Genomic DNA, 25,869 nt, shown 5'->3' on the forward strand with positions numbered 1-25,869 from the left:
TGAGGTGATCTCACCAAGATTGCGGTGTTGAAGGCCGAAGAAGCGCGCACGAGTCATGTGGACAGGCGCCGGGACACAGGTCGGGGCTCGGGGGAAGTCGGGCGGGGAGCCCCTGGTAGGACTGGATTTGCGAAGATCAAGTCCGAAACCAGGAAGCTCCCCGTGATCAGCTATCGTGCCACACTCGACGTGCCCCGCGAACTGGCCCAGTACCTGGGTAGACTGCTACACGCCGAACGCCGCCGACGCGGCACCCGCAAAACCACCCGGGCGTTGACCTGCTTCCGGCAGGCCGTGCTGGGCCTGCGTTGGTTCCGCCAGGACGTCGATGTCACCTCGCTGGCCCGCGATCACGGGATCTCTCGCGCGACCGGTTATCGCTATCTGGACGAGGTCATCACCGTCCTCGCCGATCAGGCACCGGACCTCCACGAAGCCTTACGGAAAGCCAAAGACGATGGCATGACCCACCTGATCTTGGATGGAAAACTCTTCTCCACCGACCGCTGCGGCGAGCAAACCACCAGTGTGAAAGGGGAACAGATTGACGCGTGGTACTCGGGAAAGGCCCACGAGCACGGCGGCAACATCCAAGCGCTCTCGGCGCCGACCGGGTTTCCGCTGTGGGTCAGTGACGTCGAGCCCGGCTCGGCCCACGACCTGACCACCGCCCAGGACCACGTGCTGGGCGCCTTGTACTGGGCAGCCTCCCAACTGGATCTGCCCACACTGGCCGACGGCGGCTACACCGGGGCCGGCATCGGTATCCTCACCCCGATCAGACAACCCGCCGGCGGCCAGGTCCTCGATGTCGACAACCGGTCCTACAACGCCCTGCTGCGGGGCCTGCGATGCTTGGGCGAACGCGGCTTTGCCCTGCTCACCGGACGCTGGCGAACACTACGCCATATCACCACCAGCCCACGCAAAATCGGCAATATCGTCAAAGCCGCACTCGTACTCACCCATTTCGAGCACGACAAAATCACGTGAAAGTCACTGAGATCACCTCACTGTCGAAGAACGCCGTGGGAGCTTTCCCCCACAACCACTCCGGAACACGAAGTATCGCGGTAGTTGGGACCTCGCTGCTCATGGCGAAACCGTAACGGCGAATTCCCGTCAGCTTCTCCGCAACTACCCGGCTGACCTACGCGCCGGACACAATGATCAACACGCTGGCGCTGGACGCGGTCGGGCACGTGCCGCACTGGTCAGGTTAGGCGGTCGCTGTTGTCCTCGGCGTGGTCGGCAAGCTCAGTTCTCCGACGGCCCTGGTTCTCGGTCGACCCGGTGCGGGCCGGCTGCGCATTGCAGGCTTGACTACTCCGCTCTCTCGCCGGATCCGGACACAGTTGGCGAGACAGCTCCGCTCGGCAGGCGTCCGGCGTCGCGCTCCGGGGATCGTCGCGGGCTTGCCCGGTCAGTCGGAGGATTTCGATTTCCTGCCGGTCGAACCCTTCCTGGTGGAGGTATAGGCGGACGGTGCCGTCGAGTGGGGCCGGTTCCGCCACCGGCTTACCGCGCTACGGGTCCGCGTGGACTTGTAACAGGTGTCGACACCAAACCAGCGAAGATGATCCGGCTCAAGCGCACCGTCACCGAGCAGATCGATCTCGTGACGGACTCACTGCTGATCTGCGACCTCGGGCCGCTGGCGGGCGACGGGGGTAAGCGCATCGATTTCATCGGCACGACGCGGAAGTTCACCGGGCACGGCCCGCTGGTCCTCTGATGCGAACCCTTCGGTGAGGCGGAAAACCACGGCCAGCCTTCGCGCGGCATCTCCGCTGGTCTGGGCCATGAGCCGCGGTCCCTAACGCTGTCGAGACACATATCACGATCTTGGGTCCAATAGAGTTCGCGCGCTCCAGAAACGTCGCAGCTCATGCCAGCTAAAATGCCAACCCAGTCGCCGTTCCCGACGGAACGGCCCTTCATAGAGGCCTGGCGCAGATGGGCTACCAACCGCAGCCGGTGCTGTCCGGTCGCCGTTCCCGACGGAACGGCCCTTCATCGAGGCGCGGCGGCCGGTGCGGTGCATCTCGCCCGCACGATTGCCACGTCGCCGTTCTCGACGGAACGGCCCTTCATCGAGGCGGCGCCGAACTGCTGGGATTGCCGTTCAGCTGGGTGTGCCCGCTTCCAGTGCTCATGATTCCCATGCCCTTCGTGCCTGCTGGGCGTGAAGCTGGGGCTGGTCGTGGTATCTGTGACGCTTCCTTTGCTGGTCGCGGGCTGGGGTGGCGATCACGTGCGCGGGGTCGGCGTCCGATGAGTAACGATCGTCCGTCGGGGGGCGACTTTGAATGACCGGGTCTCGTCCTGCGCTTCGACAGGACGAGCGCATGAGCGAATCTGGGAGGTTGGATGTCGGTGGCGCTGGGTTTGGGGGATTTGTTGGCGGCGGTGTCGGTGGGTGGTGCGAATTGTTTGACGTCGGTGACGGAGTTGGAGCCTGCGGCTGGTGCGCATGCGTCGGTGGCGCCGGCGAAGTTCGCTACACGGTCGGGGAACCAACGGGGGGCGTATGCGTATGAGACCCGTTACGACGGGGGCGTGGCGCAGGACGTGGTGTTGATCGATTCGAAGCAGTCGCAGCTGAATCGGGTTGAGCAGGCGTTGCGGGATGCGATCCGGGACGGTCACGAGGTGCTGTCGCGGCTGCCGCGGCTGATGGTGTCCTACCAGCGTGACGGCGAGACGGTCGAGTACTCGGATTTGGAGCTGCCCCATCGCGCGTTCGACGGGCATATACGGGCGGGCACGGTGGACGGGCAGAACGTCACCGACTACGAGGGCTACCGCCGAATCCGGGACGCGGATCCCAGCAACGCCAGGGCTTTGCTGGATGCCAGTCCCGCCAGTCTGGTGTTCGGGGCGTGGGATTCCTCGCGCGCGGCGCGGCAGGGACGGTGGCGCAGCGTTCTGGTCGGCGAGATCATCGGGTTCTGCCAGAAGCCAGACGACCCGGAGCGGCCGGAGTTGAAGGGCGGGGCGCGGATCGACCCGCTGGGGATGCGGATTGAGCTGTCCGGCACGGCGTTGAAGGAGTTGGCGGAGCGGCAGCGCGCGGAGTTGAGCCGCGCGACGTTCGACAAGCTGGTGAAGGGGAGCAAGTCGGCGAAAGCGTCGTCGGCCGGTTTGGGCGGGATTCCGCCGACGTTGGAGGCGTTGGCCGGTGTCGCGTGCCGGAGGATCGTGCGCTCGCATGTGTTGAGTTTCGCCGCGTTGCGGCAGATCCGGTTCGGCGCGGGCGGTGAGGGTGATGCGGCATGCCGAGGGTTGCTGGCTGCGTTGGCCCTCAATGGTCTGGCCCGCTCCGACGCCGAGTTGGTGTTGCGCGCCAACTGCGATCTGGTCGAAGCCGGGCCGACGCGGGTCACGCTGTTCGGTCGTGGCGGCCAGACCACCGAGTTCGCGGCGCTGGACATCGCGGCGGCTGATGCGCTGTTGGCGGCGGCGTTGGCGCACGCGGAGCAGGCCGCTGGGGTGGCGTGGAATGGGGTGGCGCTGCGGATCACCGGGGATCCCGCGATCGCGGCGGGCGCGGTCGACGACGAGGCGGAGGACGGCTGAGGTGGTGTTCTCGATCGTCGCGCGCTACCCGCTGGGCGTGTACCGCGGGCAGCGCCCTGATTTGACTCCGGAGCGGATTCCGTCGGTGGCCAGACTCCACGCGGCGTTGCTGGCCGCGGCCGGCTTCGGACCGCGAGCCATCGAGTATGACGGCGGGTGGGGCCCGTGCGGCGCCGACGATGTGGCGTTGCGGTGGTTGGAGGAGAACCCGCCGACCGATGTGCGAATCCCACCGCTGCGGGTCAGCAGCCACGAGGCTCTCGCCTACCGCGACGACGGCACGATCAAAAAGTCAGGCCGCGTGAAGCAGACCCGGAAGCTGCCCAAACACACCAGCTCGGTGGCGGTGGACGGGGCGTTCGTGTGGAGTTGGCGGGAATCACCGCCGGCACCGGTAGCCGAGGCGTTGCGCGAGCTGTGCCCGGACGTGCCGCATCTGGGCACCGCGGAATCCCCGGTACTGCTCACCATCTCCGAGGACGAGGTTGCGCACACCCATGAATACGGTGCCGACGCCGACATGTTCACCGGCGGGGCTGGGGTCGATGTCGACCTCCCGGTGCGGGGGCGAGTCGATGAGTTGATTGACGCGCATCAGGCCGAGCGGCGCGGCCGGGTGGGTAGCGACCGGGCGGGCACCGACGAACGGTCGACCAGTCCGGTGCCACCACGGCGGGCGGTGCGCGTCGGCCGCTACCTCGCCAAGGCCCGCCGCAACGCAGATGTGCCGTGGCCGGAGGTGTTGCTGGTCCCGCTCGATCGGCGGGTTGAGGAGCGGGACCGGGTGCGGGTCGCGGTCGCCGCGCATCGTGCGTTGATCAAGATCTTGGATCGGGAGGCGCCGCCGGTCCTCACTGGCGTCTACCCGCCGGGGGTGCGGCGGCCGTCGAATCGGGTCGCGTTGCAGGTGCTCGATCGCGAGCACCCGGTGGACCTGCCGGGGCGGGCGAAGGCGGCGTTGGCGGTGCTGGTGCCGCGCGAAGCGGCGCCGGCGGAGTTGGACGCGATCTATCGGGCGGTGGCGGCGCTGCGCACGCTGCACCCTGGTGGCCGCTCGTCGTGCCGGCGCCTCGCGGTGACCGGGACGCCAGAGGTGGTGGCTGGCGACCGGCTGTGGCGTGAGCCCCAGCCCGGCACGGTGCGGCAGTGGCGCACGAGCCCACCGGCTGTTCCCGACACCCGGGGCCGTGCCGGGTGGGGCTTCACGCACGCGGCGTTGCTGTCGCTGGGGTTCGTGTGGCAGGGCACCCCGCTGCTGACTGCGCCCACGGGGCGGGGAGAGGCGCGCGACAACGCGTTCGTCGAGGCCGTCAACGCAGCCGGGGCAGTCGTGCTGCGCACGACACCAGTGCGCACCAGTCGCGTGGAGGACTACGTGCATCGGGTCCATCCCGACGCGGTGGTGCGCCCCTACCACGCCACGCTGGCCCTCGGTGATCTCGGCGGATCTGCCACGATCCAGGCGATCGGGCAGTCCCGTCACCTCGGCGGCGGCCTGCTGATCCCGCACGACCGCACCGAGGGCGAGGCATCCGAGGGGTGGCCGGCATGACCCTCAGCAGGGGCGACTTCGACGCGTTCTTTCAGGCGCTGCACCACGGGCAGAAACCGTTCACCTGGCAGCGGAGACTTTTGGACACCGTGTTGGACGGCGGGTGGCCGGATGCGATCGTCGCGCCGACCGGGTCGGGTAAGACCGCCGCGATCGATGTGCATGTCTTCGCCCTGACCGTCGCGGCCGCGACCGGTCGCCCGCTGTCGCCGCGGCGGCTCGCCATGATCGTCGGGCGTCGGGTCCTGGTCGACGACCAATACCGGCACGCGCTGTCCATCGCCGCGCGGCTGGCCGACCCCGGCGGATCGCCGATCCTGGCCGAAGTGGCTGACGTGCTCTGGCAGGTACAGACCGATGCGACCGACGCTGAGTCACGAGCACTCGGCGACTCTTTCCGGTCGCCTCTGTTGGTCGCGCGTCTGCGCGGTGGCCTGCCGCCGTCACGACGGTGGACCGATCACCCGACGGCGGCCGCGGTGCTGTGCGCGACACCGGAGATGTGGGGCAGCAGGCTGTTGTTCCGCGGCTATGGCTCCTCACCGCGGGCCTGGCCGCGGGAGGCGGGCCTGCTCGCCGTGGACACCGTCGCCCTGGTCGACGAGGCCCATTTGGCGCGGCAACTCGTGCGCACCGCCCGCCGCATCGGTGAGTTGGCGCCCGTGGCGGAACGCAAATGGGACGGACCCCCGGTACTGCAGGTTGTCGAAACCACGGCAACCCCCGATGACACCACCGACAAACGGTTGGGCGTCGAGGACGACGACCTGGCCGACAGCGCCACGCTCGAGGCGCGGCTGCGCCGACCGAAGCCGGTCACACTGGCGCCGTCCAAGGAATGGGCCACCACCCTCGTCCCAGGCAAGAGTGGGGAAACGCGTAAGCCTCGCGGGCGAGTTGCCGAGGAACTCGCACGCCACACGGTGGGCCTGCTCGCCGCGAGCGACGGCCGTACGGTGGGCTGCTTCGTCAACACCGTCGACCGCGCCGTCGCGGTCACCGCGGCGCTGCAGGACAGGACCATCACCGGGCGCGATGTGACCGTGGTGATGGTGTGCGGGCAGGTCCGGCCGATCGACATCGAGCTACTCGAGCAGCGCTACCCCGGTCTGCTGACCCCGCAGGGGAATCCCGACGTCGACGTGATCGTCTCGACCCAGTCCCTGGAAGTCGGCGTCGATCTCGACCTCGCAGGAATGGTCACCGAGCTGGCCAGCGGTTCCGCGCTGGCCCAGCGCGCCGGCCGCGTCAACCGGCTCGGACAGCGAGAGACGGGACCGATCGTGGTGATCGTCCCCGACGGGACGATCCGCCCCGGCGCCCGCTCAGGCCCCTACGGTCACGAGGAACTCGCAGCCGCCCTGGAGTGGATCCAGGGGCGAGCACACGACACGCGTGGGGTCGCGCCCTGGGCGCTGCGCGAGAACCCCGCACCGGCAGCCGGTCCGCGACGCACTCTGCTGCAGCGCCCGGAACTGGGTCAGGTCTGGCACTGGGCTCGCACCAGCGACGATCTCGCCGCCGAGCCCGAACTGGACCTGTGGCTCTCCGACGACCTCACACCCGAGTCCGCTGTGGGCATCGCCGTGCGCCGCGACCTGCCCGAGGACGTCAACGAGGCGGCCGAGCTGATCACTTTCCTGCCTCCCCGCTCGCATGAGGTCTTCGCCGTTCCCTTGCGCACCGCGCGGGACGCGCTCGCCGGTGCCCGCACGCGCGCCGGCGAAGATGGTCGACAGGGTGCGCTGCCGGCCGTTCTGGTTCGTGGTGACGACATCGGACCCTTGGACTGGACCGACACCGACACCGGGAGCCGGCCGCGCCTGCGGCCCGGCGACATCGTCGTTCTCGACGCCGCCACCCCGCTGTTCACCGGCTCCCGCTCCGGCGACCACCGCACACCCCCAGTCCTTGCCCCCGACGGTGAGGTCCCCCGCTATTCCGCCGAGGACGTCTTGGAAGCCACCGCCGACCTCGGCCGGGACCTCAGACCCGGGGAGGTGGTGCACCGCATCGACCTCGACCAGACGCCATCGCTGGCCCAACTGCTCGCGCCCACCGAGGATGACCCCGATGCGGACCCGCTGGATGAGCGGGAAATCGTTCGCGACTGGCTCGACAACCACGGTGACGGCAAGATGGCGCGCGCCGCGGCGGCGTTGCTGCGCCACGGCGGCCGCACGGTCGACGTGATCATCCTGCGCGACGCGGAGGACGTCCCGGTGCGGGCCTTCGTGATCGATGGCAGGCGGGCCGTGGCCGACGAGTACGTCCGGCAGGAGTGGACACCCAACCCCAACCCGGTCCTGCTCGATCACCATCAGAAGGCGGTCGCCGATCGCGTCGACGTGATCGCAAGACAGGTCGGACTGCCCGACGAGTTGACCGCCGCTTTGCGCGAAGCCGCGCTGCACCACGACGACGGCAAGGCCGACCCCCGGTTCCAGATCCGCCTCGGCGCCCGCGGCCCACAACCCTGGGCCAAAAGCCAGCACCTCGACACCCCGGAAAAGGTCCGGCACCGCCGCGACCGCAGCGGGCTTCCGCCGTACTGGCGACACGAGCAACGCTCCGTCGTGGACGCCTGGCCGACGATCCCAACCGACCTCGACCGTGACCTCGTCGCCCGACTCGTCGGCACCACCCACGGACACGGCCGCTCGTGGTTCCCGCACACCTCCAACGACCTCCTCGGCCCCCACGACGGGCCGCAGACCCGGGAGGCCGCCGAAATGCTCTTCGACGAGGGCGGCTGGGACGAGCTGATCGAACGCACCCAACTACGCTACGGCGCCTGGGTCTGCGCCTACCTGGAGGCACTCCTGCGAGCAGCCGACGGCCAAATCTCCGCGGAGGGCAAATGAACGCCTTCGTCATGGCAGGCGCCGACCAGAGCGTCCTGTTCCACCACATGGCCTTCTACGGGCTCGCCGACATCCTCGACACCGCCGGCATCACCGGCATAACGCTCGCCTGGCACGGTGCCCGGCCCGCCATCACCGCCGACCAACTCGACCCTGACACCGTCGAGGAGGCGGTGCGGGCGCATATCGAACGCCGACGGCCGTGGGTGACCTCCACGACCGGGCCCGACCGGCGGGCCGTGATGAGCCCCAGACTCACCGTGTTCAAAAGCGATGAGGCCTGGAAGCAGCACCAAATCGCGCGCGAGCAGATCCTCGACGAGCTGACAACCGGCCAGGGCTGGTCCGACCTGCGCTACCTCGCCGCACTCGGCGAACCCTGCTACTGGAGGTTCACCCCGCGCCAGGAGCGGCTGCAAGACGACGCCGCCAGCCGGCTGGAAATGCAGCCACGCAACCGCGGCTCCGAATTCGTCGGCAACCGCCTGCGACCCCTGACCGAGAAAGTCCCCAGACGCAGGCCCGGACAGATCGCCGCAGGGCTCGACGGCAGCAACGTCATCGACGAACTCGGTGGAAAACCAGATAGCGTCTCCGCGACCGGCCTCACCACACCAGGCCCGGTCGACAACGCACTCGTGTGGTGCGCGCTGTGGGGCATCGGGCAAATGCCGCTCGCCATGCGCACCGACCGGCCCGCACTCACCAGCGGACACCTCGGACGTAACCGCCAGGAATGGTTCTACGTCCCCGTCTGGAACCGGCCTTGGCGGCCAGCCCGCCTCCGCTCCATCCTCGCCTCCGAGCAAGTGCGCCAGGCCGCCGCGACCGGAATCGAGCACACCGGTATCGACGAGCTCGCTGGGCGGGCGGCGACGAGCTGGCTACGCACACGCGGCGTCGTCGGGGTGCTGCGCTTCCCGATCGGGCGGTTCGGCAGCGACAACGCCCCCGAACGCCGGGCACTACGAGGCGAGGCAATCCCACTGTGAGCCCTCGCGAGCTGATCCCGATCAGTCTGGTCGCCCATCACGCGTTCTGCCCCCGGCGGGCCTGGCTCGAGGCGATGGGCGAAACGACCGACACCCACCATGATCTGCGACCTCGGGCCGCTGGCGGGCGACGGGGGTAAGCGCATCGATTTCATCGGCACGACGCGGAAGTTCACCGGGCACGGCCCGCTGGTCCTCTGATGCGAACCCTTCGGTGAGGCGGAAAACCACGGCCAGCCTTCGCGCGGCATCTCCACTGGTCTGGGCCATGAGCCGCGATCCCTAACGCTGTCGAGACACATATCACGATCTTGGGTCCAATAGAGTTCGCGCGCTCCAGAAACGTCGCAGCTCATGCCAGCTAAAATCCCAACCCAGTCGCCGTTCCCGACGGAACGGCCCTTCATCGAGGCTACGTCGTGGGCGACGTGACCATCGACCGGCACAGCAGTCGCCGTTCCCGACGGAACGGCCCTTCATCGAGGCCCGTAGGTCAGCGTGCTGCCGCCGGTCGGGTTGACCGTCGCGTCGCCGTTCCCGACGAGACGGCCCTTCATCGAGGCACGAACGGCACTGGGGACGGCACGCACTGGGACCCCGGAGTCGCCGTTCCCGACGGAACAGCCCTTCATCGAGGCGTCTCGTGGCCGACCTCCGGGTCAGCCACGTGACCCAGGTCGCCGTTCCCACCGGAACGGTCCTTCATCGAGGCCCGGTGTCGTCGCACAGGCCGCATTCGGTGATGGCGCGGTCGCCGTTCCCGACGGAACGGCCCTTCATCGAGGCCGGGCCGAGAACAACGGCTCGTGGGTCGAGGTGGACCGCGGTCGCCGTTCCCGACGGAACGGCCCTTCATCGAGGCAGCGCCGACCACGCCTTCGACATCAGCGCCCACTGACCGAGTCGCCGTTCCCGACGGAACGGCCCTTCATCGAGGCTGGTAGGCGCCCATAGCCAGCCCGGCGGCACGTCCGGTCGCCGTTCTCGACGGAACGGCCCTTCATCGAGGCGGCGATGGGCTCGTCGAGGTCGAGTGGAGTGAGGGCTACCGTCGCCGTTCCCGACGGAACGGCCCTTCATCTGGGGTGCAGTTTGGGTTGCAGTTCAAGCACATACAGATCGCCTCTGGTGTTGCAGCTACCGCGGTGTCCGCAGGTCGGCGGCAACATGAACGCGCATGTACGGACAGGAACGGAATTGGAAATCGTGTTGGATGGGTCTGTCGAACAACGTCAGCAAGTCGTAGGCGAAAACCAAGTGCAGTGGTCATGGCTGAGCACGTATTGAAGGATCGATAAGGACTTGTAACGCGACCGCAGAAAACGTCGACTCTGGAGTTACTTCACCTCTGGGACCAGACCGACGAACAGGAATCCAGCATGCCCACGCGCAAGGTGCTGACGATCAACATCGAGTTCGAGCTATCGAGTCGGCCCAGGCCCGATGGCGCGCGGTCAACGCCCCGCACCTGGTCGCGCTCGTGCGCGCAGGTGCCCGCTTCGAGCGCGGTGTCCTGGTCGAACGCGACGAGGACACCGCGGCATGACGGCTGACCGGCAATGTCCCCTGCTATTCCTCGATATTGACGGAACGCTGCTGCCCTTCGGTGGCGACACCAGCCGCGAACCGCCCGGTGCCAGAATGGATTCGTACCTGGACCGGCTCAACCCGCAGGTGGGGCTTGGGCTGACCGCGTTGCCGTGTGACCTGATCTGGGCTACGACCTGGGAACAGGAAGCGAACACCGAGATGGCACCCCGGCTGGGACTACCATCGTTACCGGTCGTGCTCTGGCCGGAGCCCTCCGCTGAGCGCGAGCGCGAAGACCAGTGGTTCGGTCTGCACTGGAAGACCCGGCCCCTGGTGGAGTGGGCGGACGGACGACCCTTCATCTGGGTCGACGATGAGATCACCGATGCCGACCGCGAGTGGGTGTTCACGCACCATCACGGCCGCGCTCTGCTCCACCACGTCGCGCCGTCCCGTGGTCTCACCGTCGAGGACATCACGGTCCTCGACCACTGGCTACGGGCACCCTGAACGCCCGCGATCCACAGGTTTTGACAATTGCTCCCCTGCAAGTATTCGTCCTGCAACTGAGTTGTTCCATGGACGCGACGGGCCACAACTATGGCCGACCTACGGTTGGTAGGGCAGGCCAACAACGCCATAATGGGCGGCTAGCTGGGCGAACTCTGCTCCTCGTCGGCGGGGAGCGTGGTCAACGATCCTGCGCATGGTCGCTTTGCCTAACGGCTGGTAGCGGACCCAGTCTGGGGCGAGGTCTCGGGCTTCGGCGAGGTAGCTGAGCGCCTGTGGGTAGCGGCGTAGTTCTATGGACGCGGCTGCCAACCGCAATCGGTGACCAGCTTCCCAGAATGCAGGGACTTCGCCCCGGGCAGAAGGCGCGGTCTCGGCCAGTCGTAATGCCTGTTCCGGGTCGCCGGCTCGGGCGGTGTGGTCGATGTGCTGGAGCGCGGCGACGCGGGGGCCAAAGATCGCGGCTTCGGTTGCGGTGTCGCGGCGGGCACGCATAGCGGCTGCGCGTGCTTCGGCGAGCAGGTCGTCTGCGCGGGCCGCGTGTCCTGCTGTGAGAGCGGCGGATGCGGCGTTGAACGGGAGGTTGCCGAAAACTCCGGCGCGGGTGGAGTCGCGGTCGAGCATGGCAGGTTGGACCTGTTCGGCTGCGGTCACGGCGACTCGCTCAGCATCGTCAAGTCGGCCTTGCCGGACCAGGGTCCATGCGAGGTAGCGCAGTGAGATCGCGGTCTCCAACTCGGGTTCATCTGAGTGGCGCGCAGCGTCCCTGATGTTCAAGCTCCTCCGAACCGGCCAGCTCGAATCCGTCCGCATCGGCCGACTCCGCCGCGTGCCCGCCTCCGCCATCCACGACTACGCCGCCCGACTCGTCAACGCCACCACCACCTAAGGAAGGAGACTGCATGGCACGCAGCAAGCGCCCCGAGGGAACGCGCCGCCCGAACGGCGCCAGTTCTATCTACCTGGGGAAGGACGGTAAGTGGCACGGCCGCGTCACGGTCGGCGTCCGCGACGACGGGAAACCAGACCGGCGGCACATCGAACGCAAGACGGAAGCCGAAGTGATCGATGCGGTCCGTGCGCTGGAGAAGCAGCGCGACGCGGGCAAGGTCAAGAAGCCGGGCCGCGCCTGGACGGTCGAGAAGTGGCTTATCCACTGGTTCGAGAACATCGCCGCCCCGTCCGTTCGGTACAAGGCAGCCAACGCCTACCGCACGGCTGTCTACCGGCACCTTGTCCCGAACCTCGGAGCACATCGCATCGACAAGATCGAGCCCGAGCACTTTGAGAAGCTGTACGCCAAGATGCGGGCTGCTGGTCTCAAGGCTGGCACGGCGCACCAGGTGCACCGGACGGCCCGAACGGCATTCGGCGAAGCGCTTCGCCGAGGGCACATCGTTCGGAACCCGGTGGAGCTTGCCAAGGCTCCGCGCATCGAGGAAACGGAGATCGAGCCATTCGAGGCAGACGAGATCGGCCAACTGCTGGTGACCGCCTTGTCGAAGCGGAACGGCGTCCGGTTCGTGCTGGCGCTTGCACTCGGGACGCGGCAGGGCGAGACGATCGGCCTCAAGTGGTCGCGGCTCGACAAGAGGAACAAGGCGCTGCGCATCGCCAAGCAGTTGCAACGCCAGACGTGGAAGCACGGCTGCGACAATCCGCACGCGTGCGGCGCGAAGTACCACAAGACGGCACCCTGCAAGGAGAGCTGCAAGCGCCACCACCGGAAGCCCTGCCCGCCGCCATGTCCGCCGGACTGCACGGACCACGCACGTTGGTGTCCGAAACGCCATGGCGGCGGTCTCGTCGAAGTGGACGTGAAGTCCCGAGCTGGCCGACGCGGCATCGTCCTGCCCGACCGCCTGTATGACCTCCTGATCGCGCACGAGGAGCAACAGACAAAGGAACGCGAGCTTGCCGGATCCGAGTGGCACGAGGGGGCTGGATGTTCGCCCAGCCGAACGGGAAGCCGCTCGACCCACGCCGCGACCTCGACGACTGGAAGGCGCTTCTCGACGAGGCCGGAGTGCGGGAGGCTCGGCTGCACGACGCCCGGCACACCGCCGCGACCGTGCTGCTCGTGCTCGGCGTACCCGAGCGGGCCGTCATGGAGTTCATGGGTTGGTCGAACACCAGCATGGCGAAGCGCTACCAGCTGATAACCGGAGCCCTTCGACGCGACATCGCCGACCTCCTCCTCAGCAACGCCGCCACAGGCCCCCAGCAGGCTGCTACCAGTGACCAGTATCCGATGACAACCACCGGTGGCACATCGGCACGAAACCTCAAATCGCCCCGACTCCTCGTTGACCTATCGCCGGTCATCTTCCTGATCGTCACGCGAGGGCTGTGACAACCCGCCGCCTCAGGTTCGCTCGGCACAGCCCCACCCGGGTGTTACCCACCTCCGCCCCTGCCGGAGGGGCAGCAATAGCGCCGTGATCTATGACATACCGCCAGGGCCGGGCCGACTGGACCGCTCAAAGCTCAACGGCCATCGCTGCAAGCCCCGACTGAGACGGAAACTGAGACGGGCCGGTACGCGAGACAGCCCCCGCTGATCATGGCGGGGGCTGTTTGTGCTGGTCAGGGATGTGGCCAGGGCCGGGGTCGAACCGGCGACCTTCCGCTTTTCAGGTCTCAGGAAGTCAGTTCGCGGCGGTTCTCGACGGCCAAACCCCCAGGTCAAGAGGTTCCGCGAACCCTGACGACAGTGGCCGACCGGAGATGAATGAGACCCAAACTGAACCCCTCGACAACGTCGCGGATGCACCTGAAGAAGGCAACTCTGCTGGTACATGACGACGATGTGAGCGTTGGCGAAGAGGTACTTCGCTCCCATGCGAGATGTCTGGCCGACTCAACTGAATGAAAATCCCCTGATCTTGCGATAAATTGCCTGGTCGCCAAGGGTCGTCCCCGCGCACGCGGGGGTGGTCCGGTGGCGTCGCTGCCGATCTTGACGATGTCGTCGTCGTCCCCGCGCACGCGGGGGTGGTCCCGCGCTGCAAACACGCGTTACCCCCTTCCTGTGGTCGTCCCCGCGCACGCGGGGGTGGTCCGTCGGTCGCCGTCTCGGGAGGCCTGCGCCGCTCGTCGTCCCCGCGCACGCGGGGGTAGTCCTTCGCGATCCTGCGCGCACCCCGCGACGAGCGCGTCGTCCCCGCGCACGCGGGGGTGGTCCGTCGGTCGCCGTCTCGGGAGGCCTGCGCCGCTCGTCGTCCCCGCGCACGCGGGGGTGCTCCCTCAAGCGGGGTAACCCGCTCTGGTCGGTGGGCGTCGCCCCCGCGCACGCGGGGGTGGTCCGGGTCCCGAGAAGGTGAGCCACGTTGCGCAGCAGTCGTCCCCGCGCACGCGGGGGTGGTCCCTCCGGTATTGCCTGGCCGCTCCCGATCGGCTGGTCGTCCCCGCGCACGCGGGGGTGGTCCGGGGTCCGAAACATCTTGGCCGCAAAGAGCGCGGTTGTCCCCGCGCACGCGGGGGTGATCCCAGCAGCCCCTCACGCTGGAGCCACGCCACACAGTCGTCCCCGCGCACGCGGGGGTGGTTCCCGCGCCGTGTAGTACCGCTCGGCTGTCTCGTCGTCGTCCCCGCGCACGCGGGGTGGTTCGCATGGGCTCGCTGTGCAGGCCAGGGCCTCCTAGAGACAGTCGTGCCTTACCAGTCGTAGGTCGCAATGCGCGCTTCAGAAATGAACTGTCACGGCGCGCCCGTCATGACGGTTTCGACAGACACATGACTATCGGCCAGAGGTTTAACCCGTTCGAGTGTTACTGACAGGTAGGTATCAAGTTACGCGGATCTTGTCGGTGGGTGCTGGTTTCATCTGCGTGCCGCAGAGGGGCTGCGGGTATCGATTTTGGTTCGAGCGGTGGGAGTACCTGTGGGGAGCAGGACGGCCAGTGGCGTCACCGGCCCAGACGGGGGCGAGTTGTCATCTCCCGATATACGGGCTGCGTGGGGGAAGGCGAAATCGGAAAACGTTCCACATCCATTGATGTGTCACATGCTGGATACGGCAGCGGTCGCCGAGTTGCTCTACGGGGTTTTGCTGGGGCCGCGGTGCAGGGAGGAATTGGAGGCAGGGCTGGGGCCGCTGGGGGACGCAACCGCTTGGGTGGCCGTCTTGTGCGGGCTGCACGATCTGGGCAAATTCTCTCCGGGATTTCAGTCATTGCGCACTGATCTTGCGGTTGATCTCTTGGGCGACATGGCCGCGGCAGACCTCCAGCGCGTGACCCCGGTCAAAGGTGCGGGGCGGACCGACACACCGCATGGCTCGCTCACGGGGATGCATCTCGAAGAGATGCTGCGGTCATGGGGCGCGACCGAGTCGGCGTCGCGGCGGCTGGCCTCGGTGTTGGCTGGGCACCACGGCTATTTCCAGAATGGGGAGACGAAACGTAAGGCGCGTAACGCGATCAACGATCACGGCAGGGAGAAGTGGGCGACGTGGCGGACCGGGATGGTGCGCGAGTTTGCTCGTCTTTGGAGACTGCCCGATCCCACGTCGCTGCCGTGGGATCAAGTGCGGATCGAACTGGCGGCGGCCGTGGGACTAGCCGGGTTGATCTCGGTCAGCGACTGGATCGCCTCAAGCACCGAGAAGTTCGGCTACGCAGGCGCGGATGTCGACCTGATCGACTATGTAGAGACGGCTCGGAAACTGGCACGGAAGGCTGCGGAAGAGCTGGACTGGGTTCCGTGGCATCCACCGACAGACACCAGCTTTGTGAGCCTATTCAGGGTCGAACCGAGACCGGTTCAGCAGGCCGTTGAGATGCTGGCGAAGGAGCAGGATCGTCCGTCCATCCTTGTCATCGAGGCGCCCACGGGGGAAGGCAAGACCAACGCTGCCTTGCAATGGTCAGCGACTTTGGTCCGACATCTCGACCTGGCAGGTCTGTACATCGGTATGCCCACGAAGGCAACGAGCAATCAAGCCCGGAAAGAGGTCCAGAAGTTCTTAAAGGGCCAGGCTGTCGATCTGAGAGCCCGGTTGCTGCACAGCAGCGCTGCGGAGCATCTTGCCGACATTGGCCGCGATGAGTCCGATAACGATGGTGTGGAAGTGGCTTCGGACTGGCTGACTCGCCGGTGGGATTTGCTGGCCTCGGTCGGCGTGGGCACGGTCGACCAGGCGTTGAAGGGTGCGCTTCGTTCGCGGTGGGTTTTCGTCACCCTGACCGCCCTGTCCGGCAAGGTGCTGGTGATCGACGAGGTCCACGCCTACGACACTTACATGTCCACGCTGTTGGACCGACTGTTGTGGTGGATGGGCAGGCTGGGCGTCTCAGTAGTGCTGTTGTCGGCGACTTTGCCCTCTGGGCGTCGTGAGGAGCTGGTACGTGCGTGGTCCGCCGGCGCCACCGGCTGCACGTCTGACGAGGTGCCCCCTGTCCCCACGGCGATGGAATACCCGCGGCTGACCTGGTCGGACGGTCGTGAGCACCGCGTGCCGGTAGTGCCTGCGCCGCGGGTGTCTCCGCTGAATACGAAGCGCAAGGCACGCATGGAGAAACTGGGCATGGACGGTGCGGCTGAGTGGGCATTGGAGCAGGTCAAGAACGGTGGCTGCGCTGTCGTGATCCATAACCTGGTGCGGCGCGTCAACGACACCCATGACCAGCTCAGAAAGATGATCAAGAAGCTGCCGCGCGGCGAACGACCGAAACTGATCGTGCTCACGGCCCAGTTGCCTGGGAAGGTCCGAAGGAAGCGGGAAGAAAACTTACGCGAGTTCTTCGGCCCGAGTAGCGCGCACCGGCCCCGCGCCATCGTGATTGGTACCCAGGTGCTGGAGCAGAGCCTGGATCTGGACTTCGATGCGATGGCCAGCGACCTCGCGCCAATGGACAGTCTGATCCAGCGCATGGGCCGACTGTGGCGCCATCGTTTTATCGACGACGACAACCCGCCTGTGTTGGCCATCACCGGCGTCGAGGACGAGGTTAACGGTCCTCGCCTGCCACGCTATGCAATCTCGGTATATCAGGAGATTCTGTTACTGCGTACCTGGGCGTTGCTCCGCAATCAGCACGAACTGACTTCTCCGGAGAGCGTACCGGAGTTGGTGGACTGCGTATATGGCGCTGATGAGGCGATCTCCTGCCCGGCGGGGTGGGAACGACGATGGGAGACGGGGATCAGGAAACGAAACGCCGCGCTCAAGAACGACAACCACGCAGCAAGGAAGTTGTACCTCCCGCAGGCGTCGCCCCACCTCCGACTCTCGGAGCTGACGGTAAGGCCGACAAGTTCAAGCCAGACCAGGAAGAGCAGAGGGCAAGGGCGTTGATCGACGACGAGAGCTCCACCGTTGGTTCAGTGCTGGACGAGGAGACAGTGGATGTGGTGCTGTTTCGCGGGGATCAGGGCGCGGCAATGCTTGTCGACGGTGACACCGTCGTCGATTTGAACAGCCCAGCCCCATTGGCGCGCGAGGTGTGTTTGGAACTCGTTGATTCGACGATCCAGTTGCTGGCTTCTGCCGATGTGCCGCGCGAGGTCGTGGATCTCCTGCGGCAGGCCCCCGTCCCTCCTGCGTTCAACACCACGCCGTGGCTACGTCATCACCGAGCTGTGATCCTCAGCGACGACCGATTCGCCTTGGGAGCCTTCGTGCTGACCTATGACTCGGACCTCGGCTTGTGTGTCCAGGAAGACGGTGACAGGTGAGTGCATCGTCGCCCTCTGCTGACGCTGCGGGAGAGACGGCACAGGGCTTTGACCTACTCCACCAGGGGTGGCTTCCAGTCCTCGCCGTTAACGGCGACGACGTTCCGCCTGTAGGTCTCGTGGAACTTCTGGTAAATGCGCACAAGTTCCGGCGCATCGCTGGGGAGACACCGCCGATGACTGCCGCGTTGTACCGGCTCGTCTTGGCCTTCGCTCATCGCGTCTACGGTCCGTCTGACGACGAGGCATGGTCGAACCTGTGGAGGCCGGTGGAACTCCCGCTGGATCCGTTGCAGGAGTACCTAGCCAAGTATCCAGGCCGGTTCGACCTGTTCCACCCGGAACGGCCGTTTCTGCAGTGTCCTGCCCTCACGTCGTGCTCGATGTCCAGCACAGCCAAACTCGTAGCGTTTCGGGCAGCCGGCAATAACGTGACCTTGTTCGACCACACCACAGCGACCGACCGGCCGTTGTTGTCTCCCGCCGAAGCGGCCCGCTGGCTGGTGACGGTGCAGGCATACGACACCGGCGGGACGAAAACGCCCTACCGCAACGTGAAATCTTCCGAGAAAGCTCCATGTAACCAGTTCGGCTGCGTGCTGGTGGAAGGTGCGACTCTGAAAGAGACCTTGCTGCTGAACATGCCGGTCTACAACCCGAAGAGGCAAAAGCCCGACATGACGACGGCCACGGACCGGCCGGCGTGGGAGGAAGAGCGCCCACCAAACCCGGAGCCGGGGGAACCCCGTGTCCCCGATGGCTGGACTGACTTGTTGACCTGGCCATCCCGCCGCATCCTGTTGTCCCCACGGACGGCGGGAGACAACACCGTCGTGGACGGAGTGGTCATCACGCCCGGCACCCGGCTCCGTAGCGAGTTACAGCACATCGAACTGATGGCCGCCTTCCAACGCCCGCCCAAGAAACCTCGTAGCAAGACGCGGATGCCGTTTTCACCTGTTCGTCTTCGGGAGCACCAAGGAGTGTGGCGACATAGCCAGGAACTGCTGTTGGCAGGAGATCCCGACCACCAGAGACCTCGCACGCTCGACGAACTGTCCGAGCGCATGGAGGAGCTGATTCCCGAGAGCACCGAGTTCACCCTGCGGGTGTTTGGCCAACAGCTCAAGCCCGACGGCGGCGCCATCGAGTGTTGGTTCGAGGAAGAGGTGCCTGCGCCGGTGGCTTTGCTACGGGCGCAGGACAGTCGAGTCGGCCGGCTCATCGGGTTCGCGGTGACACTCGCGGACAACGTGGGCCGCGCACTGAGAGATATGGTGATCAGTTACCGCAAGGAATTCCAGGCATACCGCAAGGAAGACCACACCAAATACACACGTGATCTCGACCTCGCTTACTGGCCGAACTTGCCCCAACCATTCGGAACGTTCCTTCGTGGTCTCGGAGCCGCACTCCGTTCTGGAGGCGCGGAGATGCCGGTGGTTCACGAGTGGAGTGGTGCCGTCCGCCGCGTCGCACATCGCGCCGCCGAATACTGGATCGAGCACTCCCCAGACCAGGCCCGAGGCGTGTTCATGGCTGGGAAAGTACATGGAGCTTTCACGGGCAGCCTGGAATCCCTGATCAACCGGTTCGAGGCTGAGACGAGGCATTACGCCATCGGGGAGGAGCAGACGTGACCGAACAATCAGCAGAACCCGACACGCGACAGCGGCGCCGGCACCTGTTCGTCGACTCTCTTTACCGCTACAACGCCGCATTAGGAGGCGAGCGCCACCACGCCGCCGAGGCTCGTCGTGTGCTGGCGCGACTTCGCCGCAGCTTCGCAGGCCCACGGCAGGAAGCCGAGGCGTACGACGTGGTGTTTCAGCACGACCCACCGGAGATCGAGCAGGAGATATGGCTACTACTCGCCGGCCTGTTCGCGCTGCATCCGCAACCCCGGCCCCGCGGCGACAAACACGGTTCGTTAGGCACCGCCATGCAGGAGCTGGCGCGGCAACGCGGCGACACGGTCGACCGCAGGTTCCAGCAGTTGCTGGCCACCGACCGATACGCCCTTCCGCACTATCTACGTCAAGCAGTCCAACTGCTGCGCGCGGACAACGTGGCTGTCGACTACACACGCCTACTCGACGACCTGGTGGTCATCCTCGGTCCTCACAGCCAGGACGAAGACGTCCGACGCACCCGGTTGCGCTGGGCCCGTGACTACCACCGGCGGCCCCGCAACGAGAAGACCTCGGCCCCCGAAACTGAATCGCCCTCCAACGCCTGAGACCGGAGACCTCACGTGATTATCGAACTGCACATCCTGCAGTCCTTCCCCGTCAGCAACCTCAACCGCGACGACGTCGGGCAACCCAAGACCGCGACGTTCGGCGGCTGCACCCGCGGCCGGATCTCCAGCCAGAGCCTCAAGCGAGCTGCCCGGAACTTGTTCAAAGAGCACGGCCTGGACAAATCTGAGACCGGCGTGCGCACCAAGCGGCTCCTCGAAAATGCCGCAAATATGCTGGTAGACGCTGGCGGCGACCGCGGTAAGGAGGATGCGATCGGCGTGGCGGAGGCCGGCCTGCGGGCTCTCGGATTCGGAGTCGACACCGAAACGCGGCTCACTGAGTACCTGATGTTCGTCAGCCGCGAAGCTGTCGGACTGCTCGCGGACTTTTGCGAGCGAAACTGGGACAGCTTGTACAAAGTGGTTACCGAGAAGCGGAAGACGGCAGCCGCCAAAAAGACCAACGGTGAGAAGAAGACCGCGGAGAAGGCCAAAAAAATTAAGCCAGACAAGGAGACCCTGTCCGAAGCCGGACGCATCCTCGACGCCAGCCGCGTCGCCGATGTCGCCCTGTTCGGGCGGATGATCGCAGACAACAAGGACTTCAATGTCGACGCCGCGTCACAGGTCGCCCACGCCATCTCCACACATGCGGTGGCCAATGAGTTCGACTACTACACCGCCGTGGACGACCTGAAACCGGAAGCCGAAGCCGGAGCTGACATGATCGGCGCGGTCGACTTCAACGCGGCTTGCTACTACCGATACGCCAACCTCAACCTCGGCCAACTGTCCTCCAACCTCAAGAATGATAGTGACCTGGTCGCGCGAACTGCCCAGGCATGGCTTTACGCCTTCATCCACGCCGTCCCCAGCGGAAAACAGAACTCGATGGCAGCTCTGACCATGCCGCACGCCTTGCTCGGTGTCGTCCGGGAACGCGGTTCCTGGAACCTGGCCAACGCCTTCCTTGCGCCGGTAGCCGGCGGCGACTTCCTGACCGTCTCCACCGACAAACTGCTGCATCACTTCAAACAATTGCGGCGCTTCTACGGCGACTCCGATATCCGGTCGGTAACCGCCGCCTCGCTTGATGGAGAGCTCCCACACATCGACGCGCAAGAAGCCGCCGTAACCATTGACGATTTCGCGGGCCGTGTTCTCGCCGCCGCGAAGGCCTGATGCCCGTGCCCACGTCGTTGGCCCTGTGTTTCGACGCACCCATGCAATCCTGGGGAGTCGACTCTCGCTTCGTCATCCGAGACACCGCAGCCGAACCAACCAAGTCTGGCGTGGTCGGCCTGCTCGCCGCGGCACTCGGCGTGCAGCGACACGACGACAAGAAGGTCGCCGACCTGGCGAACCTCCGCATGGGCGTCCGTGTCGATCGTGAAGGCATCGTCGAGCGTGACTACCACACCACACAGAACGTCCCCACCACCGAAGGCACGGGCCACCGCACCGTCGTCAGCAACCGCTACTACCTTGCGGACGCCCTCTTCCTCGTCGTGCTCGAAGGTGATCGAGCGCTACTAGCCAGCCTTCATGCGGCGGTTCAACGACCGCATTGGCCGCTCTCTTTCGGGAGGAAAGCCTTCCTACCCGCTCGGCCTCTCGTCGCATCTGCCAGTAGTGAACGCTCCGAGTTGTTGACGGCAGTTGGACTAACGGAACGTGCCCTCGACGATGTCTTACGGCAGCACCCCTGGCTGGAGATCCGCGAGGACATCCGACGCCACGAGAAACGGAAGATAAAAGCGGGCGAGCCCACCGTCGACCTGCGCACTCTCACCGACTGCAAAGATTCGGAATCCGGCGCCGAACCACGTCGGGATCACCCACTCTCGTTCGCCCACCGCAACCGCCGTTTCACTACCCGCTCCGTGCTCGCCAACCGTGTGCCACTGACCATGGAGCTGATCCGACCAGGAGAGCCAGCGTGTTCCTGAGCAAGCTGACGGTCAACGTGACTTCCCGGGAGTTCCGGCGCGATTACGCAGACGTTCACCGCATGCACCGCACCGTCATGTCAGCCTTCCCGGATGCGTCCCAGCAGCATGCAGCCCGGCAAGCACACGGGGCGCTCTGGCGCCTCGACACCGCACAACGCGGGTTCATACTGTACGTGCAAAGCCATACCAAACCTGACTGGACGCCCCTACCCCGGGGATACCTGACGGAACCCGCCAGAGTGCGGGATCTCCAACCCGTCCTCGACGCGGTCCAGCCGGGCCGCAAACTCGCCTTCCGGCTTGTCGCGAACCCCACCCGCAGCATCCACACAGAAGGCACCCCGGGCCAACGCGGACGCGGTAAACGAGTCCCCCACCGAAACCCAGAGAAACAAATCGAATGGCTCGCTCGCCAAGGAGAACGCCACGGCTTCGTCATCCCGATCGCCGCCAACGGACAAGCCGATGTAGCACCGTCCTCCACACCAACCCTGCGCGGACACAAGAATGACAAGCAGAAGCAGCTCATCACCGTCGAACCGGTCCGCTACGACGGCCACCTCATAATCACCGACCCCGAGACCTTCACCAACGCACTCCTCAACGGCGTCGGACGAGCCAAGGCCTTCGGCTGCGGCCTCATCACACTCGCGCTTCCAGTCGCCTCACCGGCATGAGACGTGAACGAAACTGAATCAATTCCCGGCTGTTGCGACCTAAAACAGCAGGTCACCAAGTGACGTCCCCGCGCACGCGGGGGTGGTCCCTGGTCCTCGGTGATGGGGAGCTCGACCCAGTGGACGTCCCCGCGCACGCGGGGGTGGTCCGGAGACAGGCGACATCCGGATCGGGCAAGTCGTGTCGTCCCCGCGCACGCGGGGGTGGTCCCCAGGCTCCGACTTGCCATGGTCCGAGTGGCGTGTCGTCCCCACACACGCGGGGGTGGTCCTGAACCGTGTTTTGGGCGTGCGCCACCCATGATGTCGTCCCCGCACACGCGGGGGTGGTCCGTCAGGTCGGAAATACCGAAAAGTCTCGGCATTGTCGTCCCCGCGCACGCGGGGGTGGTCCGTCCGCCGACCGCTCCTCACCAGTGGACCGGATGTCGTCCGCTCGCATAGGGGGACTCCCCCGGCCGGCAGGTCGCCGTCCGGGTCCAACTCGTTGTCCCCGCGCACGCGGCGGTCGTCCCTCGCTCTCTTCGGCGCCGAGTTCCTCAGTCAGATTGTCCCTGCACTCCACACAACTTGACTTTCAGTCCGATCATCTCCACCCTCATTGAGGAAGTTCTAGAAATTTCTCGCATGGAGGCGTGATGCACGCTCGATTCCTCGGCAAGGACCCGGAGTCCAACGTCGGCGACTCGCCAACCCTGTTCGCGACGGACAGGACCGACCGGAAGACCTACATCGCTCAGGGGTGGGTGGTGACCGACCCGCAGACCCTGGCGGACGTTGGCCCCATCCCCGACGGGGAGGCGATCATCGAGATACCGGAAGATGTCATCAAGTTCTACGTACGCCGCTACCAGGAGGAAGACCGCTGACACAGCTCATCGAGCCCGGCCCAGCGTTCGGCGAACTCTTTCAGACGTTCGAGCACACCGCCTTTCGGCTTGAGGTGCGGGATCGCTACAACGCGCCGTACGAGGTCGAGTCCCTCAGGAAGTTCCTGGCGGGCGAGCCCGACGAGTTGGTATGGATGGACACGTGGCTAGACATAGTGCGCGAGGCGGCGGCCGCGGGCCGGCGGTTCGCTCGTGTCCGGGTGGTCAGTAGGCCAATGACCGACTACCAGCGGTTCAGCCACACCCTCGCTAAACGCAACAACGCGGCTGGCGAGGACATCCGCTACCTGGACCGTGATCAGGCCGAACCTGCGGGCCTACCGGATCACGACTACTGGTTGTTCGACTCGCACAAGCTCGCGATCATGCACTTCGCCGAGGACAACCGGTTCGAGGGAGCGGAGATCATCGAGGACCCAGCAGTGATCGTGCAACACAACTACTGGCGGGACGTAGCGTGGCACCATGCCGCGCGACGGGACGACTTTGCCACCGACTAACAGAGTGTCAGGCGCTACCAACGTCCACGAAGCACGGAGCGCCCTCGGCAAACGACTCCGCGAGCTACGCCGGCAAGCTGGTTTGAGTGGTCGGGAGCTTGCGGAGTCGTTGTCGTGGCCACCGTCCAAGATTTCCAAGTTGGAGAACGGCCGTCAGACGCCGAGCGATGACGACATCCGCGGCTGGACCACAGCGACCAGCGCGGAGGACGAAACCGATTCCCTGCTGGCCTCGCTGCACACGCTGGAGGTCCAGCACGCCGAATGGCAACGCCAGTTCAGGGTCGGGATGCGGCCGCATCAGAGCGAGATTGCCCAGCTAGACGCCAAGACCAGGCTCTTTCGCGCGTTCGAGGTCAGCGTCATTCCAGGACTCTTGCAGACCAGCGAGTATGCCCGCGCTCGCTTCGCCGAAGGCATCGTGCTCTACGGCTCCCCCAACGACGTCGACCAGGCCGTTCGCGTCCGGATGCAACGACAAGAGATCCTCTACCGGCGAGACAAGCGCTTCCACTTCGTCCTGACCGAAGCCGCCCTGCGCTTCCGGCGTTGCCCAGCAGAAGTGCTGCTTGCTCAGCTTGATCGACTGGTGTCACTGTCAGCCTTGCCAAACGTGCGACTGGGCATCATCGCGGAGGAAACCCCATACCCAGTCGGGCCATGGCACGGCTTCTGGCTGCGAGACAACGTCCGCGTCATGGTCGAGACTTACTCAGCCGAGCTGAACCTTGCCCAGCCGCAGGAGATCGAGCTTTACAGCAAGGTGTTTGACCGGCTCGCCGCGATCGCGAGCTACGGCCGGGCTGCCCGCGCGATCATCACCCGAGTCATCGACCAACTGGCTCCCGAGGTGTCTGAGGATGGCTCGTAGTTTCCAGCCGGGCAACTTTCTCCACAAGTTCGAGAAATTTCGAGAAATCTCTTTGGTCTAGGCCATACCGCACTCATACGCTCCTGACAGCGGGTCACCCGAAGGTGCCCACCAGACCTATGGAGTGCAATGAGTACCTCTGCCCCTATCCGCGGTAGCACGCTGAGGCCACAACTGGACGACGAAACGCGAGCCCTGATCACTGCCTTGGCAACTGTCAATGGCCACATCCCGAAGGTGGTGGCCCTGCTCGCCCAAGACCGGTTTCCGCTGGCGAAACAACTGGAGTTCGCCAGTCTCTTGACGAGTTTGGGCGAGTTGCTGAGCGAGCACGCCGCAAGCCGCGCCCGGACGCGCGCGGCCCACCGACAACCAGCCTGACTCGGATATAACGAGATCCAATCCGAATTCAACGAAGGAACTGAAGCGTGTCCTGCATATACCAGCTCGACAACACACTCGACTACGTCTACAAAAAGATGGCCGAGCACATCGAGTTGCGCATAGAGTCCGGTGAACTCAAGCCAAACACACCCCTTCCGGCAGAGCGACGGCTCGCCGACGAGTACGGCGTGTCTCTCGGTACCGCGCGCCGTGCAACGGAATTGCTGCGTGAGCGACAACTCGTCTTCACGCTTCGGTCGAAAGGAACCTTCGTGACGAACCGTCCGATCGAACCCAATCATGGGGAAACCGATCCCAGGCCGGACGGATTCCTTGTGGATCAAGCACAACATGCGCCCCTAGTACTCCAGCCGGACTTCGTGATCGGGGCTGATGAGGGGGCGCCTGAAGTGGGTGCGGCCGCCAGTTGATCATGGTCGGTTGTGTGGACTTCCCAAGATCGGCTGGCGGCCGCGGGCGCCAGCATAGACCCTGCCCGCTGGCGGGCGATGTTCGATGAGCTGACGGGGCGGATCGCGGGCCGTTTCAGCCGGGTCGAGCCCCGTCGCCGGGCGGAGAAACTGTTGCTAGGACTGGTGTCGCAGCTGCCACGGAAGAACTGCTGGACCATCGCCGAACATGTCGGGG

The 25,869-nt window shown here is 65.7% G+C and carries 19 protein-coding genes, 3 pseudogenes and 2 CRISPR repeat arrays; of the genes and pseudogenes, 21 read left to right on the plus strand and 1 reads right to left on the minus strand.

Annotated elements, in window-relative coordinates; translation table 11 throughout:
• Positions 1 to 162 precede the first annotated feature (162 nt).
• The 7 genes from A3CU_RS0133480 to A3CU_RS0133525 all read left to right on the plus strand — a co-directional run bounded on the left by A3CU_RS0133480 (position 163) and on the right by A3CU_RS0133525 (position 11,027).
• Positions 163 to 993, plus strand: coding sequence for a transposase family protein (locus tag A3CU_RS0133480; protein ID WP_027942519.1), 831 nt, complete (start codon positions 163 to 165; stop codon positions 991 to 993).
• A 583-nt stretch (positions 994 to 1,576) separates the two neighbouring features.
• The gene (locus A3CU_RS53015; RefSeq protein WP_156960699.1) at positions 1,577 to 1,735 is read left to right on the plus strand and encodes a hypothetical protein; all 159 of its coding nucleotides are present in this window, start codon (positions 1,577 to 1,579) and stop codon (positions 1,733 to 1,735) included.
• A gap of 635 nt (positions 1,736 to 2,370) precedes the next feature.
• Positions 2,371 to 3,579: a type I-G CRISPR-associated RAMP protein Csb1/Cas7g gene (cas7g, locus tag A3CU_RS0133490; RefSeq protein WP_027945929.1), complete on the plus strand. Its 1,209-nt coding sequence runs from the start codon at positions 2,371 to 2,373 to the stop codon at positions 3,577 to 3,579.
• A 1-nt stretch (position 3,580) separates the two neighbouring features.
• On the plus strand, positions 3,581 to 5,131 hold the full coding sequence (csb2, locus tag A3CU_RS47995) for a type I-G CRISPR-associated protein Csb2 (protein ID WP_052372622.1): 1,551 nt from the start codon (positions 3,581 to 3,583) through the stop codon (positions 5,129 to 5,131).
• Positions 5,128 to 7,995 (plus strand): type I-G CRISPR-associated helicase/endonuclease Cas3g, encoded by a 2,868-nt coding sequence (gene cas3g / locus A3CU_RS0133500; RefSeq protein WP_027945930.1) that lies wholly within the window; start codon positions 5,128 to 5,130, stop codon positions 7,993 to 7,995. Before csb2 ends, cas3g begins: the two co-directional genes overlap by 4 nt.
• The gene (locus tag A3CU_RS0133505; RefSeq protein WP_027945931.1) at positions 7,992 to 8,987 is read left to right on the plus strand and encodes a hypothetical protein; all 996 of its coding nucleotides are present in this window, start codon (positions 7,992 to 7,994) and stop codon (positions 8,985 to 8,987) included. The genes cas3g and A3CU_RS0133505 overlap by 4 nt, the downstream gene beginning before the upstream one ends.
• Positions 8,988 to 10,529: 1,542 nt before the next feature.
• The gene (locus A3CU_RS0133525) at positions 10,530 to 11,027 is read left to right on the plus strand and encodes an HAD domain-containing protein (RefSeq protein WP_027945933.1); all 498 of its coding nucleotides are present in this window, start codon (positions 10,530 to 10,532) and stop codon (positions 11,025 to 11,027) included.
• A 99-nt stretch (positions 11,028 to 11,126) separates the two neighbouring features.
• On the opposite strand, the gene A3CU_RS51765 is transcribed toward A3CU_RS0133525, so the two are convergent.
• Positions 11,127 to 11,681 carry a hypothetical protein gene (locus tag A3CU_RS51765; protein ID WP_245617463.1) on the minus strand — a complete coding sequence of 185 codons (555 nt, stop codon included), beginning with the start codon at positions 11,679 to 11,681 and terminating at the stop codon, positions 11,127 to 11,129.
• Between the two features lie 136 nt (positions 11,682 to 11,817).
• On the opposite strand from A3CU_RS51765, the pseudogene A3CU_RS54850 reads away from it, so the two are divergent.
• The 14 genes and pseudogenes from A3CU_RS54850 to A3CU_RS53030 form a co-directional block, all read left to right on the plus strand.
• Positions 11,818 to 11,916, plus strand: a pseudogene (locus tag A3CU_RS54850) (transcriptional regulator); the annotation flags it as partial.
• Between the two features lie 13 nt (positions 11,917 to 11,929).
• Positions 11,930 to 13,380: pseudogene (locus A3CU_RS55460) on the plus strand (tyrosine-type recombinase/integrase).
• Between the two features lie 559 nt (positions 13,381 to 13,939).
• A CRISPR array of direct repeats spans positions 13,940 to 14,638; the repeat unit is 28 nt; unit sequence GTCGTCCCCGCGCACGCGGGGGTGGTCC.
• Between the two features lie 272 nt (positions 14,639 to 14,910).
• A complete protein-coding gene (gene cas3 / locus A3CU_RS0133545; RefSeq protein WP_281174175.1) occupies positions 14,911 to 17,325 on the plus strand; it encodes a CRISPR-associated helicase Cas3' in 2,415 nt (804 codons plus the stop codon).
• A 29-nt stretch (positions 17,326 to 17,354) separates the two neighbouring features.
• A complete protein-coding gene (locus tag A3CU_RS0133550) occupies positions 17,355 to 17,705 on the plus strand; it encodes a hypothetical protein (protein WP_169739727.1) in 351 nt (116 codons plus the stop codon).
• Positions 17,702 to 19,345 (plus strand): type I-E CRISPR-associated protein Cse1/CasA, encoded by a 1,644-nt coding sequence (gene casA / locus A3CU_RS48005; RefSeq protein ID WP_063628946.1) that lies wholly within the window; start codon positions 17,702 to 17,704, stop codon positions 19,343 to 19,345. The genes A3CU_RS0133550 and casA overlap by 4 nt, the downstream gene beginning before the upstream one ends.
• Complete coding sequence (gene casB, locus A3CU_RS0133560; protein ID WP_052372628.1) at positions 19,342 to 19,944, plus strand: type I-E CRISPR-associated protein Cse2/CasB; 603 nt, start codon at positions 19,342 to 19,344, stop codon at positions 19,942 to 19,944. The genes casA and casB overlap by 4 nt, the downstream gene beginning before the upstream one ends.
• 15 nt (positions 19,945 to 19,959) lie before the next feature.
• Positions 19,960 to 21,129, plus strand: a complete 1,170-nt coding sequence (cas7e, locus tag A3CU_RS0133565) for a type I-E CRISPR-associated protein Cas7/Cse4/CasC (protein WP_027945938.1) — start codon at positions 19,960 to 19,962, stop codon at positions 21,127 to 21,129.
• Positions 21,129 to 21,896, plus strand: a complete 768-nt coding sequence (gene cas5e, locus A3CU_RS0133570) for a type I-E CRISPR-associated protein Cas5/CasD (protein WP_043843470.1) — start codon at positions 21,129 to 21,131, stop codon at positions 21,894 to 21,896. Before cas7e ends, cas5e begins: the two co-directional genes overlap by 1 nt.
• Positions 21,887 to 22,576: a type I-E CRISPR-associated protein Cas6/Cse3/CasE gene (gene cas6e / locus A3CU_RS0133575; RefSeq protein WP_027945940.1), complete on the plus strand. Its 690-nt coding sequence runs from the start codon at positions 21,887 to 21,889 to the stop codon at positions 22,574 to 22,576. Before cas5e ends, cas6e begins: the two co-directional genes overlap by 10 nt.
• 63 nt (positions 22,577 to 22,639) lie before the next feature.
• Positions 22,640 to 22,970: direct repeats of the CRISPR family, unit length 26 nt; unit sequence CGTCCCCGCGCACGCGGGGGTGGTCC.
• 244 nt (positions 22,971 to 23,214) lie between these two features.
• The gene (locus A3CU_RS0133580) at positions 23,215 to 23,445 is read left to right on the plus strand and encodes a hypothetical protein (protein WP_027945941.1); all 231 of its coding nucleotides are present in this window, start codon (positions 23,215 to 23,217) and stop codon (positions 23,443 to 23,445) included.
• A gap of 8 nt (positions 23,446 to 23,453) precedes the next feature.
• Entirely contained in the window at positions 23,454 to 23,966 is a 513-nt protein-coding gene (locus A3CU_RS0133585; protein ID WP_342668947.1) for a DUF6879 family protein, read from the plus strand.
• Positions 23,932 to 24,837 carry a helix-turn-helix domain-containing protein gene (locus A3CU_RS0133590; RefSeq protein WP_052372630.1) on the plus strand — a complete coding sequence of 302 codons (906 nt, stop codon included), beginning with the start codon at positions 23,932 to 23,934 and terminating at the stop codon, positions 24,835 to 24,837. Before A3CU_RS0133585 ends, A3CU_RS0133590 begins: the two co-directional genes overlap by 35 nt.
• 428 nt (positions 24,838 to 25,265) lie before the next feature.
• Entirely contained in the window at positions 25,266 to 25,652 is a 387-nt protein-coding gene (locus tag A3CU_RS55465) for a GntR family transcriptional regulator (protein ID WP_342668946.1), read from the plus strand.
• A 78-nt stretch (positions 25,653 to 25,730) separates the two neighbouring features.
• A pseudogene (locus tag A3CU_RS53030) lies at positions 25,731 to 25,869 on the plus strand (IS701 family transposase); the annotation flags it as partial.

Origin of the sequence: Amycolatopsis taiwanensis DSM 45107, from assembly GCF_000519205.1 — a bacterium.
Classification (GTDB): Bacteria; Actinomycetota; Actinomycetes; order Mycobacteriales; family Pseudonocardiaceae; genus Amycolatopsis_E; species Amycolatopsis_E taiwanensis.